15 protein-coding genes are annotated in these 17,934 nt (G+C 72.6%); 14 read left to right on the forward strand and 1 reads right to left on the reverse strand.

The genetic code is table 11. The features are described from left to right. Nucleotides 1–214: 214 nt before the first annotated feature. Entirely contained in the window at nucleotides 215–715 is a 501-nt protein-coding gene (gene bldD, locus J116_RS24195; protein WP_005319862.1) for a transcriptional regulator BldD, read from the reverse strand. Between the two features lie 198 nt (nucleotides 716–913). On the opposite strand from bldD, the gene pyrR reads away from it, so the two are divergent. From pyrR to J116_RS24265, 14 genes are all read left to right on the forward strand, one after another. Beyond that, nucleotides 914–1,498: a bifunctional pyr operon transcriptional regulator/uracil phosphoribosyltransferase PyrR gene (gene pyrR, locus J116_RS24200; protein ID WP_023589656.1), complete on the forward strand. Its 585-nt coding sequence runs from the start codon at nucleotides 914–916 to the stop codon at nucleotides 1,496–1,498. 252 nt (nucleotides 1,499–1,750) lie between these two features. Next, nucleotides 1,751–2,755, forward strand: coding sequence for an aspartate carbamoyltransferase catalytic subunit (locus J116_RS24205; protein WP_023589657.1), 1,005 nt, complete (start codon nucleotides 1,751–1,753; stop codon nucleotides 2,753–2,755). Nucleotides 2,756–2,761: 6 nt separating this feature from the next. Then, the gene (locus J116_RS24210; RefSeq protein WP_023589658.1) at nucleotides 2,762–4,048 is read left to right on the forward strand and encodes a dihydroorotase; all 1,287 of its coding nucleotides are present in this window, start codon (nucleotides 2,762–2,764) and stop codon (nucleotides 4,046–4,048) included. Beyond that, nucleotides 4,045–4,635: a PH-like domain-containing protein gene (locus tag J116_RS24215; protein ID WP_023589659.1), complete on the forward strand. Its 591-nt coding sequence runs from the start codon at nucleotides 4,045–4,047 to the stop codon at nucleotides 4,633–4,635. Before J116_RS24210 ends, J116_RS24215 begins: the two co-directional genes overlap by 4 nt. Continuing rightward, nucleotides 4,632–5,786 (forward strand): glutamine-hydrolyzing carbamoyl-phosphate synthase small subunit, encoded by a 1,155-nt coding sequence (carA, locus tag J116_RS24220; protein ID WP_023589660.1) that lies wholly within the window; start codon nucleotides 4,632–4,634, stop codon nucleotides 5,784–5,786. The genes J116_RS24215 and carA overlap by 4 nt, the downstream gene beginning before the upstream one ends. Further along, a complete protein-coding gene (carB, locus tag J116_RS24225; protein WP_023589661.1) occupies nucleotides 5,779–9,087 on the forward strand; it encodes a carbamoyl-phosphate synthase large subunit in 3,309 nt (1,102 codons plus the stop codon). The genes carA and carB overlap by 8 nt, the downstream gene beginning before the upstream one ends. Before the next feature lie 64 nt (nucleotides 9,088–9,151). Then, nucleotides 9,152–10,261, forward strand: a complete 1,110-nt coding sequence (locus tag J116_RS24230) for a quinone-dependent dihydroorotate dehydrogenase (RefSeq protein WP_023589662.1) — start codon at nucleotides 9,152–9,154, stop codon at nucleotides 10,259–10,261. After that, nucleotides 10,258–11,091, forward strand: a complete 834-nt coding sequence (pyrF, locus tag J116_RS24235; RefSeq protein WP_023589663.1) for an orotidine-5'-phosphate decarboxylase — start codon at nucleotides 10,258–10,260, stop codon at nucleotides 11,089–11,091. The genes J116_RS24230 and pyrF overlap by 4 nt, the downstream gene beginning before the upstream one ends. A gap of 436 nt (nucleotides 11,092–11,527) precedes the next feature. Next, complete coding sequence (locus J116_RS30480) at nucleotides 11,528–11,851, forward strand: integration host factor (protein WP_010470436.1); 324 nt, start codon at nucleotides 11,528–11,530, stop codon at nucleotides 11,849–11,851. 50 nt (nucleotides 11,852–11,901) lie between these two features. Beyond that, complete coding sequence (gmk, locus tag J116_RS30485) at nucleotides 11,902–12,495, forward strand: guanylate kinase (RefSeq protein WP_023589665.1); 594 nt, start codon at nucleotides 11,902–11,904, stop codon at nucleotides 12,493–12,495. Between the two features lie 32 nt (nucleotides 12,496–12,527). After that, on the forward strand, nucleotides 12,528–12,800 hold the full coding sequence (rpoZ, locus tag J116_RS24250) for a DNA-directed RNA polymerase subunit omega (RefSeq protein WP_003982715.1): 273 nt from the start codon (nucleotides 12,528–12,530) through the stop codon (nucleotides 12,798–12,800). 140 nt (nucleotides 12,801–12,940) lie between these two features. Further along, nucleotides 12,941–14,149, forward strand: a complete 1,209-nt coding sequence (gene coaBC, locus J116_RS24255; protein WP_023589666.1) for a bifunctional phosphopantothenoylcysteine decarboxylase/phosphopantothenate--cysteine ligase CoaBC — start codon at nucleotides 12,941–12,943, stop codon at nucleotides 14,147–14,149. 244 nt (nucleotides 14,150–14,393) lie between these two features. Then, nucleotides 14,394–15,602 (forward strand): methionine adenosyltransferase, encoded by a 1,209-nt coding sequence (gene metK, locus J116_RS24260; RefSeq protein ID WP_023589667.1) that lies wholly within the window; start codon nucleotides 14,394–14,396, stop codon nucleotides 15,600–15,602. A gap of 134 nt (nucleotides 15,603–15,736) precedes the next feature. Then, the gene (locus J116_RS24265; RefSeq protein ID WP_023589668.1) at nucleotides 15,737–17,869 is read left to right on the forward strand and encodes a primosomal protein N'; all 2,133 of its coding nucleotides are present in this window, start codon (nucleotides 15,737–15,739) and stop codon (nucleotides 17,867–17,869) included. Nucleotides 17,870–17,934 lie beyond the last annotated feature (65 nt).

The following is a 17,934-nucleotide window of genomic DNA, read 5'->3' on the forward strand; positions in this document are numbered from 1 at the left end:
CCCACGCCGCCTGTGTCCTGCACCTGGCCTGTGCCTCCGGCCCCCGCGCGGCTTGTGGCCCCGCACACCCGCGCCCCCGCACCCTGCCCGCACCCCGCACCACCCGCGCCCCCGCACCCTGCCCGCACCCCCCCGCGCGTCCCCGTGCCGGAACGCACCGGAGGGCGGCCCCGGCTCGCGGGGCCGCCCTCCGGCGGCAACGTTTCTGCTGCGGTCAGCTCTCCTCGTGCGCGACCGCGCGACGGGCGTCCGCGTCCAGGACGCCCCAGCTGATCAGCTGCTCGGTCAGGACGGAAGGCGACTGGTCGTAGATGACCGCCAGGGTGCGCAGGTCGTCCTGGCGGATCGACAGCACCTTGCCGTTGTAGTCACCGCGCTGCGACTGGATCGTCGCGGCGTACCGCTGGAGCGGGCCCGCCTTCTCCTGCGGGACGTGCGCCAGGCGCTCCAGGTCCAGGACCAGCTTCGGCGGGGGCTCGGCGGCGCCGCCCGGCGTCGTGCCCGGCAGGAGCTCCTGCACCGGCACGCCGTAGAAGTCGGCCAGCTCCGCGAGACGCTGCACGGTCACCGCGCGGTCGCCGCGCTCGTACGAACCGACCACGACGGCCTTCCAGCGGCCCTGGGACTTCTCCTCCACACCGTGGAGGGACAGGCCCTGCTGGGTGCGGATCGCACGGAGCTTGGCCCCGAGCTGTTTTGCGTATTCGCTGGACATATAGCTCCCTGGACACTGTTACAACGTGCGGCTCCGCCGCGTGGCTGGTAACTCACTGTGAGGTTACGCAGCGTTACTTGGGTGCGTCAAGCCGAACGGTGCGTACCGAGCACCTTCCGGGCCCTGGTACGGTTGAACACGCAATTCCGACGTCCTTTAAGGTCCGTCCCGTGAGGCGGAGAAGGAGGTCCGTTCCGTATGGACGCCCCCCAGCAGTCCGATGCCCGCCCCGTTCTCGAGGGACCGGACATCGCGCGGGTCCTGACCCGCATCGCCCACGAGATCGTCGAACGCGCCAAGGGCGCCGACGACGTGGTCCTCCTCGGCATCCCCACGCGCGGCGTGTTCCTCGCCCGGCGCCTGGCCGAGAAACTGGAGCAGATCACCGGCCGTGCCACGCCGGTCGGCTCCCTCGACATCACCATGTACCGCGACGACCTGCGCCTGCGCCCGGCGCGCGCCCTCGCCCGCACCGAAATCCCCGGTGACGGCGTCGACGGCCGCCTGGTGGTCCTCGTGGACGACGTGCTGTTCTCCGGCCGCACCATCCGCGCCGCCCTCGACGCGCTCGGCGACATCGGCCGCCCCCGCGCCGTACAGCTCGCCGTCCTCGTCGACCGCGGCCACCGGGAGCTGCCCATCCGCGCCGACTACGTGGGCAAGAACCTCCCCACGTCGCTGCGCGAGGCGGTCAAGGTCCAGCTCGCCGAGGAGGACGGCCGCGACGCCGTGCTGCTCGGTGTGCGCGAGCTCGCCCAGCCCGCCGCCACCGGCGAGAACTAGCCACCCGTACGCCTCCGCCCGCCCCCGCGTGCCCCCACGCGCCCGCGCACAACCGCGTACGGGCGAAAGGCGCACCCGCGGGAGCAGCCGGGCCGCCCGCCCCCGGCACGCACCTGCCCCCGCGCCCGGCACCCGCCGACCGCCCGCGACCGGCACCCCGGCGGCCCCGCCCGCCCGGCAGCCGCCCGGAAAGCCCCCATACGCCCGGTACGCCCACGGAACCGACCTCCACACCCACCGGAGAACACCCAGATGAAGCGCCACCTCATCTCGGCCGCCGACCTCACCCGGGACGACGCCGTACTCGTCCTCGACACCGCCGAGGAAATGGCCCGCCTCGCCGACCGGCCGATCAAGAAGCTGCCCACCCTGCGCGGCCGCACGATCTGCAACCTCTTCTTCGAGGACTCCACCCGCACCCGGATCTCCTTCGAAGCCGCCGAGAAGCGCCTCTCCGCCGACGTCATCAACTTCTCCGCCAAGGGCTCCAGCGTCTCCAAGGGCGAATCCCTCAAGGACACCGCCCAGACCCTCGCCGCCATGGGCGTGGACGCCGTCGTCATCCGGCACAGCGCCTCCGGCGCCCCCTACCGGCTCGCCAACTCCGGCTGGATCGACGCCCCCGTCATCAACGCCGGGGACGGCACCCACCAGCACCCCACGCAGGCCCTCCTCGACGCGTTCACCCTGCGCCGCCGCCTCATCGGCCACGAGGCCGGCATCGGCCAGGACCTCTCCGGCAAGCGGATCACCATCGTCGGCGACGTCCTCCACAGCCGCGTCGCCCGCTCCAACGTGGACCTGCTCCACACGCTCGGCGCCGAGGTCACCCTCGTCGCCCCGCCCACCCTCGTGCCGGTCGGCGTCGGCAACTGGCCCTGCGAGGTGTCCTACGACCTCGACAGCGCCCTGGCCAAGTGCGACGCCGTCATGATGCTGCGCGTCCAGCGGGAGCGGATGAACGCCGCGTTCTTCCCCACCGAGCGCGAGTACTCCCGCCGCTACGGCCTCGACGCCCAGCGCATGGCGAAGCTCCCCGAGCACGCCGTCGTCATGCACCCCGGCCCCATGGTCCGCGGCATGGAGATCACCGCCGAGGTCGCCGACTCGCCCCGCTGCACCGTGGTCGAGCAGGTCGCCAACGGCGTCTTCACCCGCATGGCCGTCCTCTATCTGCTGCTCGGCGGCAACGAGCCCGCCGTCACCCAGCCGTCGTCCCCCTCGTCCCCGTCGTCGTCCCGTACCGAGGAGAAGTAACCCAGCATGAGCAAGACCCTGATCCGTGGTGCGAAGGTCCTCGGCGGCGAGGTCCAGGACGTCCTCGTCGACGGCGAGACGATCGCCGAGGTCGGCACCGGTCTGAGCGCCGAGGGCGCCACCGTCGTCGAGGCCGACGGGCAGATCCTGCTGCCGGGCCTCGTGGACCTCCACACCCATCTGCGCGAGCCGGGCCGCGAGGACTCCGAGACCGTCCTCACCGGCACCCGCGCCGCCGCGAGCGGCGGCTACACGGCCGTCTTCGCCATGGCCAACACCTTCCCCGTCGCCGACACCGCCGGCGTCGTCGAGCAGGTCTGGCGCCTCGGCCGCGAGCACGGCTACTGCGACGTGCAGCCCATCGGCGCCGTCACCGTCGGCCTGGAGGGCCGGAAGCTCGCCGAGCTGGGTGCCATGCACGAGTCCGCCGCCGGGGTGACCGTCTTCTCCGACGACGGCAAGTGCGTGGACGACGCGGTGATCATGCGCCGCGCCCTGGAGTACGTGAAGGCCTTCGGCGGGGTCGTCGCCCAGCACGCCCAGGAGCCCCGCCTCACCGAGGGCGCCCAGATGAACGAGGGCGTCGTCTCCGCCGAGCTCGGCCTCGGCGGCTGGCCCGCCGTCGCCGAGGAGTCGATCATCGCCCGCGACGTCCTCCTCGCCGAGCACGTCGGCTCCCGCGTCCACATCTGCCACCTCTCCACCGCCGGGTCCGTCGAGATCGTCCGCTGGGCCAAGTCCCGCGGCATCGACGTCACCGCCGAGGTCACCCCCCACCACCTCCTCCTCACCGACGAGATGGTCCGCACGTACAACCCGGTCTACAAGGTCAACCCGCCGCTGCGCACCGAGCGCGACGTGATGGCCCTGCGCGAGGCCCTCGCCGACGGCACCATCGACATCGTCGCCACCGACCACGCGCCCCACCCGCACGAGGACAAGGACTGCGAGTGGGCCGCCGCCGCCATGGGGATGGTCGGCCTGGAGACCGCCCTCTCCGTCGTCCAGCACACGATGGTGGACACGGGCCTGCTCGACTGGGCCGCCGTCGCCGACCGCATGTCCTTCGCGCCAGCCCGGATCGGCTCCGCCACCGGCCACGGGCGGCCCGTCTCGGCTGGCGAGCCCGCCAACCTCACGCTGGTCGATCCGGCATACCGTGGAACCGTGGACCCCGCGGGCTTCGCCTCCCGCAGCCGCAACACCCCCTACGAGGGCCGCGAGCTGCCGGGACGCGTCACCCACACCTTCCTGCGGGGCAGGGCAACGCTCATGGACGGGAAGCTCGCGTGACATCTCTGATCCCCCTCGCCGCCGAACCCCGCTCGGCCGAGGTGACCGACTGGACCGCCCGGCTCGGCTGGGTCGGCGTACTGCTCCTCTTCATCGCCCTCGCCTACTGGCTGATGCGCCAGGGCTGGAAGTGGCGCGGCAGCGTCCAGTCGTCCACCCTGCCCGAGCTGCCCACCGCGCCGGACACCCCGGCCGAGGCCACCCTCACCATGAGCGGGCAGTACCACGGCTCCACCACCGCCGGACAGTGGCTCGAGCGGATCGTGGCCCACGGCCTCGGCACCCGCAGCCGCGCCGAGCTCACCCTCACCGACGCCGGCCTCGCGGTCGTACGTCCCGGGGCCACGGACTTCTTCATCCCGGCCGACCGGCTGCGCGGCGCCCGCCTCGACAAGGGCATCGCCGGCAAGGTCCTCACCGAGGGCGGCCTGCTCGTCGTCACCTGGGCGCACGGCGACCAGCTCATCGACTCGGGCTTCCGCTCCGACCGCGCGGCCGAGCACCCCGCCTGGGTCACCGCCCTCACCGCGCTCAGCACCACTCCCACCAGCACCGAGAACACCACGACGGAAGGCGCCGCACGATGACGACCTCCACCCGGGGAACCAGGGTTCCCGCCGTACTCGTCCTGGAGGACGGCCGCAGCTTCCGCGGCCGCGCCTACGGGGCCGTGGGGGAGACGTTCGGCGAGGCCGTCTTCTCCACCGGCATGACCGGCTACCAGGAGACCCTGACCGACCCCTCGTACCACCGCCAGGTCGTCGTCATGACGGCCCCGCACGTAGGCAACACCGGCGTCAACGACGAGGACCCCGAGTCCGCCCGCATCTGGGTCTCCGGGTACGTCGTCCGCGACCCCGCCCGCACCCCCTCCAACTGGCGCGCCACCCGCTCCCTCGACGAGGAGCTGGAGCGCCAGGGCGTCGTCGGCATCAGCGGCGTCGACACCCGCGCCCTCACCCGCCACCTGCGCGAGCGCGGCGCCATGCGCGTCGGCATCTTCTCCGGCGACGCCGTCACGAGCGACGCCGACATGCTCGCCAAGGTCAAGGCGCAGCCCGAGATGAAGGGCGCCGACCTCTCCGCCCAGGTCTCCACCAAGGAGCCGTACGTCGTCCCCGCGATCGGCGAGAAGAAGTTCACCGTCGCCGCCGTGGACCTCGGCATCAAGGGCATGACCCCGCAGCGGATGGCCGAGCGCGGCATCGAGGTGCACGTCCTGCCCGCCACCGCCACCGCCGACGACGTGTACGCCGTCAACCCCGACGGCGTGTTCTTCTCCAACGGCCCCGGCGACCCGGCCACCGCCGACCACGCCGTCGCCGTCATGCGCGCCGTCCTGGAGCGCAGGACGCCCCTGTTCGGCATCTGCTTCGGCAACCAGATCCTCGGCCGCGCCCTCGGCTTCGGCACCTACAAGCTGAAGTACGGCCACCGCGGCATCAACCAGCCCGTGCAGGACCGCACGACCGGCAAGGTCGAGGTCACCGCGCACAACCACGGCTTCGCCGTCGACGCGCCGCTCGACACCGTGTCCGACACCCCCTTCGGCCGCGCCGAGGTCACCCACGTCTGCCTCAACGACAACGTGGTGGAGGGCCTCCAGCTGCTCGACCAGCCGGCCTTCAGCGTCCAGTACCACCCGGAGGCGGCCGCCGGCCCCCACGACGCCGCATACCTGTTCGACCGCTTCACCGCTCTGATGAGCACCGCCCAGATGGAGGCCGAGCGTGCCTAAGCGCACCGATATCCAGTCCGTCCTGGTCATCGGCTCCGGCCCGATCGTCATCGGCCAGGCCGCCGAGTTCGACTACTCCGGCACCCAGGCGTGCCGTGTCCTCAAGGCCGAGGGCCTGCGGGTCATCCTGGTCAACTCCAACCCGGCGACGATCATGACCGACCCGGAGATCGCCGACGCCACGTACGTCGAGCCGATCACCCCCGAGTTCGTCGAGAAGATCATCGCGAAGGAGCGCCCCGACGCCCTCCTGCCCACCCTCGGCGGCCAGACCGCGCTCAACACCGCGATCTCCATGCACGAGCAGGGCGTCCTGGAGAAGTACGGCGTCGAGCTGATCGGCGCCAATGTCGAGGCCATCCACAAGGGCGAGGACCGCGACCTCTTCAAGGGCGTCGTCGAGGCCGTCAACGCCAAGATCGGCCACGGCGAGTCCGCCCGCTCGGTCATCTGCCACTCCATGGACGACGTCCTCAAGGGCGTCGAGACGCTCGGCGGCTACCCCGTCGTCGTCCGCCCCTCCTTCACCATGGGCGGCGCCGGCTCCGGCTTCGCCCACGACGAGGAGGAGCTGCGCCGCATCGCCGGCCAGGGCCTCACGCTCTCCCCGACCACCGAGGTGCTCCTGGAGGAGTCCATCCTCGGCTGGAAGGAGTATGAGCTGGAGCTGATGCGCGACAAGAACGACAACGTCGTGGTCGTCTGCTCCATCGAGAACTTCGACCCGATGGGCGTCCACACCGGCGACTCGATCACCGTCGCCCCGGCGATGACCCTCACCGACCGCGAGTACCAGATCCTCCGCGACGTCGGTATCGCGATCATCCGCGAGGTCGGCGTGGACACCGGCGGCTGCAACATCCAGTTCGCGGTCAACCCGGACGACGGCCGGATCATCGTCATCGAGATGAACCCGCGCGTCTCCCGCTCCTCCGCCCTGGCGTCCAAGGCGACCGGCTTCCCCATCGCCAAGATCGCCGCCAAGCTCGCCGTCGGCTACACCCTGGACGAGATCCCCAACGACATCACCCAGGAGACCCCGGCCTCCTTCGAGCCCACGCTCGACTACGTCGTCGTCAAGGCGCCCCGCTTCGCCTTCGAGAAGTTCCCCTCCGCCGACTCCACCCTCACCACCACCATGAAGTCGGTCGGCGAGGCCATGGCCATCGGCCGCAACTTCACCGAGGCGCTCCAGAAGGCCCTGCGCTCCCTGGAGAAGAAGGGCAGCCAGTTCGCCTTCACCGGCGACCCCGGCGACAAGGACGAGCTGCTGCGCGAGGCCGTCCGCCCCACCGACGGCCGCATCAACACCGTCATGCGGGCGATCCGCGCCGGCGCCACCCGCGAGGAGGTCTTCGACGCCACGAAGATCGACCCGTGGTTCGTGGACCAGATGTTCCTCATCAAGGAGATCGCCGACGACCTGGCCGCCGCCGAGAAGCTCGACCCCGAGCTGCTCGCCGAGGCCAAGCGCCACGGCTTCTCCGACCAGCAGATCGCGGAGATCCGCGGCCTGCGCGAGGACGTCGTCCGGGAGGTGCGGCACGCGCTGGGCGTCCGCCCCGTCTACAAGACGGTGGACACCTGCGCCGCCGAGTTCGCCGCGAAGACCCCGTACTTCTACTCCTCGTACGACGAGGAGACCGAGGTCGCCCGCCGCGACAAGCCCGCCGTGATCATCCTCGGCTCCGGGCCCAACCGCATCGGCCAGGGCATCGAGTTCGACTACTCCTGCGTCCACGCCTCCTTCGCGCTGAGCGAGGCCGGGTACGAGACCGTGATGGTCAACTGCAACCCGGAGACCGTCTCCACCGACTACGACACCTCCGACCGCCTGTACTTCGAGCCGCTCACGCTGGAAGACGTGCTGGAGATCGTCCACGCCGAGCAGCAGGCGGGCCCCATCGCGGGCGTCATCGTCCAGCTCGGCGGACAGACGCCGCTCGGCCTCGCCCAGGCCCTCAAGGACAACGGCGTGCCCGTCGTCGGCACCTCGCCCGAGGCCATCCACGCCGCCGAGGACCGCGGTGCCTTCGGCCGCGTCCTGAAGGAGGCCGGTCTCCCGGCGCCCAAGCACGGCACCGCGACCACGTTCGCCGAGGCCAAGGCCATCGCCGACGAGATCGGCTACCCCGTCCTCGTACGCCCGTCGTACGTGCTCGGCGGCCGCGGCATGGAGATCGTCTACGACGAGACCCGGCTGGAGTCGTACATCGCCGAGTCCACCGAGATCAGCCCCACCCGGCCGGTCCTGGTCGACCGCTTCCTCGACGACGCCATCGAGATCGACGTCGACGCCCTCTACGACGGCGAGGAGCTGTACCTCGGCGGCGTCATGGAGCACATCGAGGAGGCCGGCATCCACTCCGGCGACTCGGCGTGCGCCCTGCCCCCGATCACCCTCGGCGGCTTCGACATCAAGCGCCTTCGCGCCTCCACCGAGGCCATCGCGCGCGGTGTCGGCGTACGCGGCCTGATCAACATCCAGTTCGCCATGGCCGGGGACATCCTCTACGTCCTGGAGGCCAACCCGCGCGCCTCCCGCACGGTCCCCTTCACCTCCAAGGCGACCGCCGTGCCGCTGGCCAAGGCCGCCGCCCGCATCTCGCTCGGCGCCACCATCGCCGAGCTGCGCGCCGAGGGCCTCCTCCCGGCCCGGGGCGACGGCGGCGAGCTGCCCCTCGACGCGCCGATCTCCGTCAAGGAGGCCGTCATGCCGTGGTCGCGGTTCCGCGACATCCACGGCCGCGGCGTGGACACCGTCCTCGGCCCCGAGATGCGCTCCACCGGCGAGGTCATGGGTATCGACTCGGTCTTCGGCACGGCGTACGCCAAGTCGCAGGCCGGCGCGTACGGACCGCTGCCCACCAAGGGCCGCGCGTTCATCTCCGTCGCCAACCGCGACAAGCGCTCGATGATCTTCCCGGCGCGCGAGCTGGTCGCCCACGGCTTCGAGCTGCTCGCCACCTCCGGCACCGCCGAGGTCCTCAAGCGCAACGGCATCAACGCCACCGTCGTCCGCAAGCAGTCCGAGGGCGAGGGCCCCGGCGGCGAGAAGACCATCGTCCAGCTGATCCACGCGGGCGAGGTGGACCTCATCGTCAACACCCCGTACGGCACCGGCGGCCGCCTCGACGGCTACGAGATCCGCACCGCCGCCGTGGCGCGCGGCGTTCCCTGCCTCACGACGGTCCAGGCGCTCGCCGCGGCCGTCCAGGGCATCGACGCCCTCAACCACGGCGGGGTCGGCGTCCGCTCCCTCCAGGAACACGCCGAACACCTGATCGCGGCCCGCGACTAGCAGCCCACGAAGGGGGACACCGCCACCGCGGTGTCCCCCTCCTCATGAGGACACAGCCACCGGAATGTACGAACTCTTCTTCCACCTCGTCTTCAAGCGGATGGACCCCGAGCGCGCCCACCACATGGCCGTCCGCTGGATCCGCCTCACCGCCGCCGTCCCCGTCCTGCGGACCTTCGTCGCCGCGCTGCTCGCCCCCCGTCACAAGGAGCTGCGCACTGAGGCCCTCGGACTGCGCATGCACGGCCCCTTCGGTCTCGCCGCGGGCTTCGACAAGAACGCCGTCGCGATCGACGGCATGGCGATGCTCGGCTTCGACCACGTCGAGATCGGCACCGTCACCGGCGAGCCCCAGCCCGGCAACCCGAAGAAGCGCCTCTTCCGCCTCGTACCGGACCGCGCCCTGATCAACCGCATGGGCTTCAACAACGAGGGCTCCGCCGCCGTCGCGAGGCGCCTGAACGAGCGCGTGCCGGTCTTCAGGACGGTCGTCGGCGTCAACATCGGCAAGACCAAGGTCGTCCCCGAGGCCGAAGCCGTCGCCGACTACGTGAAGTCCACCGAGCGCCTCGCCCGCCACGCCGACTACCTCGTCGTCAACGTCTCCTCGCCCAACACGCCCGGCCTGCGCAACCTCCAGGCCACCGAGGCGCTGCGCCCGCTGCTCACCGCCGTGCGCGAGGCCGCCGACCGGACGGTCACCGACCGCCGCGTCCCGCTGCTGGTGAAGATCGCCCCCGACCTGGCCGACGAGGACGTGGACGCCGTCGCCGACCTCGCCGTGGAGCTGGCCCTCGACGGGATCATCGCCACCAACACGACCATCGCCCGCGAGGGCCTGGGCCTCACCGCCGACCCGAAGCTCGTCGCCGAGACCGGCGGCCTGTCCGGCGCCCCGCTCAAGGAGCGCTCCCTGGAGGTCCTGCGCCGCCTCTACGCGCGCGTGGGCGACCGCCTCGTCCTCGTGGGCGTCGGCGGCATCGAGAACGCCGAGGACGCCTGGCAGCGCATCCTCGCGGGCGCCACCCTCGTGCAGGGCTACAGCGCCTTCATCTACGAGGGTCCCTTCTACGCCCGCGCCGTGCACAAGGGGCTGGCCGCCCGGCTGAAGGCCTCCCCGTACGCCACCCTCGCCGAGGCCGTCGGCGCCGACACCCGAAAGGCCACCGCATGACCCCCTTCGGCGCCCGCCTCCGCGCGGCCATGGACACCCGCGGCCCCCTCTGCGTCGGCATCGACCCGCACGCCTCCCTGCTGTCCGCCTGGGGCCTCGCCGACGACGTGACCGGCCTGGAGACCTTCACCCGCACCGTCGTGGACGCCCTGGCGGGCACGGTCGCCGTCTTCAAGCCGCAGAGCGCCTTCTTCGAGCGGTTCGGCTCGCGCGGCGTCGCGGTGCTGGAGCGGGCCGTCGCCGACCTGCGCGAGGCCGGGGCCCTGGTCGTCATGGACGCCAAGCGCGGCGACATCGGCTCGACCATGGCCGCGTACGCCGAGACGTTCCTGCGCGCCGGGTCGCCGCTGTTCTCCGACGCGCTGACCGTCTCCCCGTACCTGGGCTACGGCTCCCTGAAGCCGGCCGTCGACCTCGCGCGGGAGAACGGCGCCGGACTGTTCGTCCTCGCCCTCACCTCCAACCCGGAGGGCGCCGAGGTCCAGCGGGCCGTGCGCGAGGACGGGCGGACCATCGGGGCGACCATGCTGGCGCACCTGGCCGAGGAGAACGCGGGGGAGACCCCGATGGGCTCCTTCGGCGCGGTGGTCGGCGCCACCCTCGGCGACCTGTCCTCCTTCGACCTGGACGTCAACGGCCCGCTCCTCGCGCCCGGCATCGGCGCGCAGGGCGCCACCCCGGCCGACCTCCCGGCCGTCTTCGGCGCCGCCGTGCGCAACGTCGTCCCGAACGTCAGCCGCGGCGTCCTGCGCCACGGCCCGGACGCGGCGGCCCTGCGGGACGCGGCGGAGCGGTACGCGGACGAGATCCGGGCCGCGGTCGCCGCCTGAGCGGTACGCGGACCAGGCCCTGGTGGCGGCCAGGGCCTGCGGTAGGGGACAGGCCCGGCCGCCGTCGAGCGCCTGAGCGCTACGGGAGAAGGTCCGGCCGTCGTCAGCGCCGCACCACGTCTCTTGTGTGACGTGCCTCACATGCGGCCGTCCTGGCGGCGGGCGCCCGTGACCGTCCGGGCGCGACCTTCCCGGAACGGCCCGTGACGGGTGTTGACGGATTAGGCGCCCAAACCAGTGCGTTATGTCTTGTTTGTCTGGCAGGATCGATGCTGACCAGGACTTTTCCTCTGTTCTCGCTGACTGGGGCGGCCTTGGCCGCTAGTCTCCGACGAGAGCCGACGTGCCCTGCGTTGCTCGTTGCTCCCTTGGTGTGGGCCGACTAGGTTCCTCACCGGTCCGTATCCGACAGTTCGACATCCGAGGTGACGTAGGCGTGGCTCTTCCGCCCCTTACCCCTGAACAGCGCGCAGCCGCGCTCGAAAAGGCCGCCGCGGCTCGCCGGGAGCGGGCCGAGGTCAAGAATCGACTCAAGCACTCCGGCGCCTCGCTCCACGAGGTCATCAAGCAAGGCCAGGAGAACGACGTCATCGGCAAGATGAAGGTCTCCGCCCTGCTGGAGTCCCTGCCGGGCGTGGGCAAGGTCCGCGCCAAGCAGATCATGGAGCGTCTTGGCATCTCCGAGAGCCGCCGCGTCCGCGGGCTCGGCTCCAACCAGATCGCGTCCCTGGAGCGCGAGTTCGGCGGCTCCAAGGCCTGACGGCCGATACCGGCGTCCGGGGCACTCCCGGAAGCTGGAATAATCGCCCCATGGCTGCAACATCCCGGGGGACGACCCCCGAGCCCCCGGACGTACGTCCGCGGCTGACCGTGCTCTCCGGCCCCTCCGGGGTCGGCAAGAGCACGGTCGTCGCCCATATGCGCAAGGTCCACCCGGAGGTCTGGCTCTCCGTGTCGGCCACGACCCGCAAGCCGCGCCCCGGCGAGCAGGACGGCGTGCAGTACTACTTCGTCACGGACGACGAATTCGACAAGCTCATCGCCAACGGCGAGCTGCTGGAGTGGGCGGAGTTCGCGGGCAACCGCTACGGCACGCCGCGCCGGGCCGTCCAGGAGCGCCTGGAGTCCGGCGAGCCCGTCCTCCTGGAGATCGACCTCCAGGGCGCCCGGCTGGTCCGTGAGTCCATGCCCGACGCCCAGCTGGTCTTCCTGGCCCCGCCGAGCTGGGACGAACTGGTCCGCCGCCTCACCGGCCGCGGCACCGAGTCCGCCGAGGTCATCGAGCGGCGGCTGGAAGCCGCCAAGGTGGAGCTCGCCGCCGAGTCCGAATTCGACGTCACCCTGGTCAACACCTCCGTCGAGGACGTGGCGCGTGAGCTGCTAGCCTTGATGGACGTTGTCTGATTCTCTTTGTCCACTTTTTCGGAAGGTAGAGCGTGTCCTCTTCCATCACCGCGCCCGAGGGCATCATCAACCCGCCGATCGACGAGCTGCTCGAGGCCACGGACTCGAAGTACAGCCTCGTGATCTACGCGGCCAAGCGCGCGCGGCAGATCAACGCGTACTACTCGCAGCTCGGTGAGGGCCTGCTCGAGTACGTCGGTCCGCTGGTGGACACCCACGTCCACGAGAAGCCGCTGTCGATCGCCCTGCGGGAGATCAACGCGGGCCTGCTGACCTCCGAGGCCGTCGAGGGCCCGGCGCAGTAAGCGCACCCCAACAGCATCCCCAGGCCCGGCGGTCGTCCGCCGGGCCTGCGGTGTGTCCCGACCAGCCGCGCGAACCCGGCCACCGCGCCCGCGCGGCCGCACGCCGGGACGCCGTACCAACCCTCAGAGCGGGAGGCGCAGTGCCCGAGCCCAAGCCCAAGGTCGTCCTCGGAGTCAGCGGCGGCATCGCCGCCTACAAGGCGTGCGAGCTGCTGCGCCGGCTGACCGAGTCGGGCCATGACGTACGGGTCGTCCCGACCGCGTCCGCCCTCCACTTCGTCGGCGCCGCCACCTGGTCCGCGCTCTCCGGCAACCCGGTCTCCGACCAGGTCTGGGAGGACGTCCACGAGGTCCCGCACGTCCGCATCGGCCAGACCGCCGACCTCGTCGTCGTCGCGCCCTGCACCGCCGACATGCTCGCCAAGGCCGCCCACGGCCTCGCCGACGACCTCCTCACCAACACCCTGCTCACCGCGCGCTGCCCGGTGGTCTTCGCCCCCGCCATGCACACCGAGATGTGGGAGCACCCGGCCACCCAGGAGAACGTCGCCACCCTGCGCCGACGCGGCGCCGTCGTCATCGAGCCCGCCGTCGGCCGCCTCACCGGCGTGGACACCGGCAAGGGCCGCCTCCCCGAACCGGCCGAGATCTTCGAGGTCTGCCGCCGGGTCCTCGCCCGCGGTGTCACCGAGCCCGACCTCACCGGCCGCCATGTCGTCGTCAGCGCGGGCGGCACCCGCGAGCCCCTCGACCCCGTCCGGTACCTGGGCAACCGCTCCTCCGGTAAGCAGGGGTACGCCCTCGCCCGCACCGCCGCCGCGCGCGGCGCCCGGGTCACCCTCGTCGCGGCCAACACGGGCATGCCCGACCCGGCCGGCGTCGACGTCGTCCAGGTCGGCACGGCCGTGCAGCTGCGGGAGGCGGTCCTGAAGGCCGCCGCCGACGCCGACGCGGTGGTCATGGCCGCGGCCGTGGCCGACTTCCGACCCGCCGCGTACGCCGAAGGGAAGATCAAGAAGCGGGAGGGCGAGGAGCCCGCGCCCGTCGCCCTGGTCCGCAACCCGGACGTCCTCGCCGAGCTCTCCGCCGACCGGGCCCGCCCCGGCCAGGTGGTCGTCGGCTTCGCCGCAGAGACCGACGACGTCCTCGCCAACGGCCGTGAGAAGCTCCGCCGCAAGGGCTGTGACCTGCTCGTCGTCAACGAGGTGGGGGAGCGCAAGACCTTCGGTTCCGAGGAGAACGAGGCCGTCGTCCTCGGCTCCGACGGCACGGAGACCCCCGTCCCGTACGGCCCCAAGGAAGCCCTCGCCGACACCGTGTGGGACCTGGTGGTGCCGCGCCTGCCCTGAGGCGAATCCCGTGATTCCCCTCACACCCGGCCCACCCGCCCAAGTGGGGCAACTCCCCCCGCACGGAAAGGTGATCTTGCCGTCGCGGGTGGGGCCGATGTGGCCAATCAGGCTCCCGATGTGCGAGACGCCTGGTCCCATGTCCGAGACTGCCCGATAAACTGTTCCCGGAACGACGCGGGGCGCAGCCCCCTGCCGGTCCACAAATGATCAGCCAGCAGCCGCTGCAAACCCAGGGAGCGTTGTGTCCCGTCGTCTCTTCACCTCGGAGTCCGTGACCGAAGGTCACCCCGACAAGATCGCTGACCAGATCAGCGACACGATTCTCGACGCGCTGCTGCGGGAGGACCCCACCTCCCGCGTCGCCGTGGAGACGCTGATCACCACCGGCCTGGTGCACGTGGCCGGCGAGGTGACCACCAAGGCGTACGCCGACATCCCGACGCTGGTGCGCGAGAAGATCCTCGAGATCGGCTACGACTCCTCGAAGAAGGGCTTCGACGGCGCGTCCTGCGGCGTCTCCGTCTCCATCGGCGCGCAGTCCCCGGACATCGCCCAGGGTGTGGACGCCGCCTACGAGCAGCGCGTCGAGGGCGACGAGGACGAGCTGGACCAGCAGGGCGCCGGTGACCAGGGCCTGATGTTCGGCTACGCCTCCGACGAGACGCCCGAGCTGATGCCGCTCCCGATCCACCTCGCGCACCGGCTGTCCAAGCGCCTGACCGAGGTCCGCAAGAACGGCACGATCCCCTACCTGCGCCCCGACGGCAAGACGCAGGTCACCATCGAGTACGACGGCGACAAGGCCGTCCGCCTCGACACGGTGGTCGTCTCCTCGCAGCACGCCTCCGACATCGACCTGGACTCGCTGCTGGCCCCGGACATCCGCGAGTTCGTCGTGGAGCACGTCCTCAAGCAGCTCCTCGAGGACGGCATCAAGCTGGAGACCGAGGGCTACCGCCTCCTGGTCAACCCCACCGGCCGCTTCGAGATCGGCGGCCCCATGGGCGACGCGGGCCTCACCGGTCGCAAGATCATCATCGACACGTACGGCGGCATGGCCCGCCACGGCGGCGGCGCCTTCTCCGGCAAGGACCCGTCCAAGGTGGACCGCTCGGCCGCCTACGCCATGCGCTGGGTCGCCAAGAACGTCGTCGCCGCGGGCCTCGCCTCCCGCTGCGAGGTCCAGGTCGCGTACGCCATCGGCAAGGCCGAGCCGGTCGGCCTCTTCGTCGAGACCTTCGGCACCGCCAAGGTCGAGACCGAGAAGATCGAGAACGCCATCGCCGAGGTCTTCGACCTCCGCCCGGCCGCGATCATCCGTGACCTCGACCTGCTGCGCCCGATCTACTCCCAGACGGCCGCCTACGGCCACTTCGGCCGCGAGCTCCCCGACTTCACCTGGGAGCGCACCGACCGCGTGGACGCCCTCCGCAAGGCGGCGGGTCTGTAGGAGCGGGCCCGCTCCGCGCACACACCGGAAGTCCGGCTCCGTCCCGTACGGAGCCGGGCTCCGGCGTTTCCGGCGCCCGGCCGCCCGCGTGCGGCCGGGCGCCGGTGTCGGTGGGGTCTGGTAGGGATGGGGCTGTGAGCAGGGAGAGTGGGAAGTCGGGTGAGGGGGCGGAGCAGCTCGCGCTCATCCGGGAGTCCGTGCGGAAGGCGAAGGCGCCGCGGGCCAAGCCGCGGACGTGGCGGGGGGCCGCGCTGGCCGAGGAGCTGCCCGTCGCGCGCGTCGTCGTGAACAAGGGCGTCCTCCACCTCGACCAGTTCTTCGACTACGCCGTCCCCGAGGAGCTCGACGCCGCCGCGCGGCCCGGGGTGCGGGTGCGGGTGCGGTTCGGGGCCGGGGCGCACCAGGTGCAGGGCGGGCGGCGCGAGGGCGGGCGGCTCATCGACGGGTTCCTCGTCGAGCGGCGCGCCGACACCGACTACACGGGTCCCCTCGCCGCGCTCGCCGACGTCGTGTCGCCCGAGCCGGTCCTCGGGCCCGAGCTGCTGGGCCTCGCCCGGGCGGTCGCCGACCGGTACGCGGGCAGCCTCGCCGACGTCCTCCAGCTCGCCGTACCGCCCCGCAACGCCCGTGCCGAGGGCCGCCCGTCGCCCGAGCCGTTGCCGCCGCCGCCCGCCCCGGACGCCGGCACGTGGAGCCGGTACGCGCACGGGGAGGCGTTCCTCGGCGCCCTCGCCCGCGGTGGCGCCCCGCGCGCCGTGTGGAACGCCCTGCCCGGCCCCCACTGGGCCGACGAGCTGGCCCGGGCCGCCGCCGCGACGCTCGCCTCCGGTCGCGGCGCCCTCCTCGTCGTCCCCGACGGCCGGGCCGCCGCGCGCGTGGACGCCGCCCTGACGGCCGTCCTCGGGGAGGGGCGGCACGCGCTGCTGACCGCCGAGGCCGGGCCCGAGAAGCGGTACCGCCAGTGGCTCGCCGTGCGGCGAGGCTCCGTCCGGGCCGTCGTCGGCACCCGCGCCGCCATGTTCGCGCCCGTACGGGACCTGGGGCTCGTCGCCATCTGGGACGACGGCGACGGCAGCCACAGCGAGCCGCACGCCCCGCAGCCGCACGCCCGCGACGTGCTCCTGCTGCGCGCCGCGCACGACAAGTGCGGCTTCCTGCTGGGCGGTACGAGCTGCACGGTCGAGGCCGCCCAGCTCGTCCAGAGCGGCTGGGCGAGGCCCCTGACCGCCCCGCGCGAGCGGGTACGGGCCGCCGCGCCGCTCGTACGGACCGTCGGCGACGGGGAGTTGGCGCGCGACGAGGCCGCCAGGGCCGCGCGCCTGCCGTCCCTCGCGTGGCAGGCCGTACGGGAAGGACTGAAGTCCGGGCCGGTGCTGGTGCAGGTGCCCCGGCGCGGGTACGTACCCCGGCTGGCGTGCGAGCGGTGCCGTACGCCCGCCCGCTGCCGCCACTGCGCCGGGCCCCTTGAGGCGCCGGAGCAGCGGGAGTTGCGGTGCGGCTGGTGCGGGCGCGGCGAACCGGACTGGCGCTGCACCGAGTGCGGCTTCACCAGGCTGCGCGCGCGGGTGGTGGGCGCCCGGCGCACGGCCGAGGAGCTGGGGCGTGCCTTCCCCGCCGTACCCGTACGCACCTCGGGGCGCGACCACGTGCTGGACACCGTGCCCGGGCGCCCCGCGCTGGTGGTGAGCACGCCGGGCGCCGAACCGGTCGCCGAGGGCGGGTACGCGGCCGCGCTGCTCCTGGACGGCTGGGCCCTGCTGGCGCGGCCGGACCTGCGGGCCGGTGAGGAGGCGCTGCGCCGCTGGATCGACGCCGCGTCGCTGGTGCGCGGCCAGGACGAGGGCGGCACGGTCGTGGTGGTCGCCGAGCCGACGCTGCGGCCCGTGCAGGCGCTGGTCCGGTGGGACCCCGTGGGCCACGCCCAGCGGGAGCTGGCCGAGCGCGCGGAGCTGGGTTTCCCGCCGGTGTCCCGGATGGCCGCGGTGGCGGGCCGCCCGGAGGCCGTCGCGGAGTTCCTGGCGGCCGCCGAACTGCCGCCGGAGGCCGAGGTGCTGGGGCCCGTACCCCTCCGGCCGGCGAGCCCTGGCGGGTCGCGCCGCCCGGGTGATCCGCCCGTCGGCGAACTGTGGGAGCGGGCGCTGGTGCGGGTGCCCCCCGGCACGGGCGCGGCCCTGGCGGACGCCCTCAAGAAGGCCCAGGCCGCCCGCCTCGCCCGGGGCGGCACCCTCCCGGTCCGGATCAGGATGGACCCGCCCGACATCGGCTGAGCGGGGGGGTGCTGCGTTTCCGTGGTGCGGGTGGCGCCCCGGGGGTGGGCGGCCGGTGCGGGGAC

The sequence above is a fragment of the Streptomyces thermolilacinus SPC6 genome, from assembly GCF_000478605.2.
Classification (GTDB): domain Bacteria; phylum Actinomycetota; class Actinomycetes; order Streptomycetales; family Streptomycetaceae; genus Streptomyces; species Streptomyces thermolilacinus.

Coding starts and splice junctions, on each gene's coding strand:
- bldD (WP_005319862.1), bottom strand. CDS start 715: ATGTCCAGCGAATACGCAAAACAGCTCGGGGCCAAGCTCCGTGCGATC.
- pyrR (WP_023589656.1), top strand. CDS start 914: ATGGACGCCCCCCAGCAGTCCGATGCCCGCCCCGTTCTCGAGGGACCG.
- J116_RS24205 (WP_023589657.1), top strand. CDS start 1,751: ATGAAGCGCCACCTCATCTCGGCCGCCGACCTCACCCGGGACGACGCC.
- J116_RS24210 (WP_023589658.1), top strand. CDS start 2,762: ATGAGCAAGACCCTGATCCGTGGTGCGAAGGTCCTCGGCGGCGAGGTC.
- carA (WP_023589660.1), top strand. CDS start 4,632: ATGACGACCTCCACCCGGGGAACCAGGGTTCCCGCCGTACTCGTCCTG.
- J116_RS24230 (WP_023589662.1), top strand. CDS start 9,152: ATGTACGAACTCTTCTTCCACCTCGTCTTCAAGCGGATGGACCCCGAG.
- pyrF (WP_023589663.1), top strand. CDS start 10,258: ATGACCCCCTTCGGCGCCCGCCTCCGCGCGGCCATGGACACCCGCGGC.
- gmk (WP_023589665.1), top strand. CDS start 11,902: ATGGCTGCAACATCCCGGGGGACGACCCCCGAGCCCCCGGACGTACGT.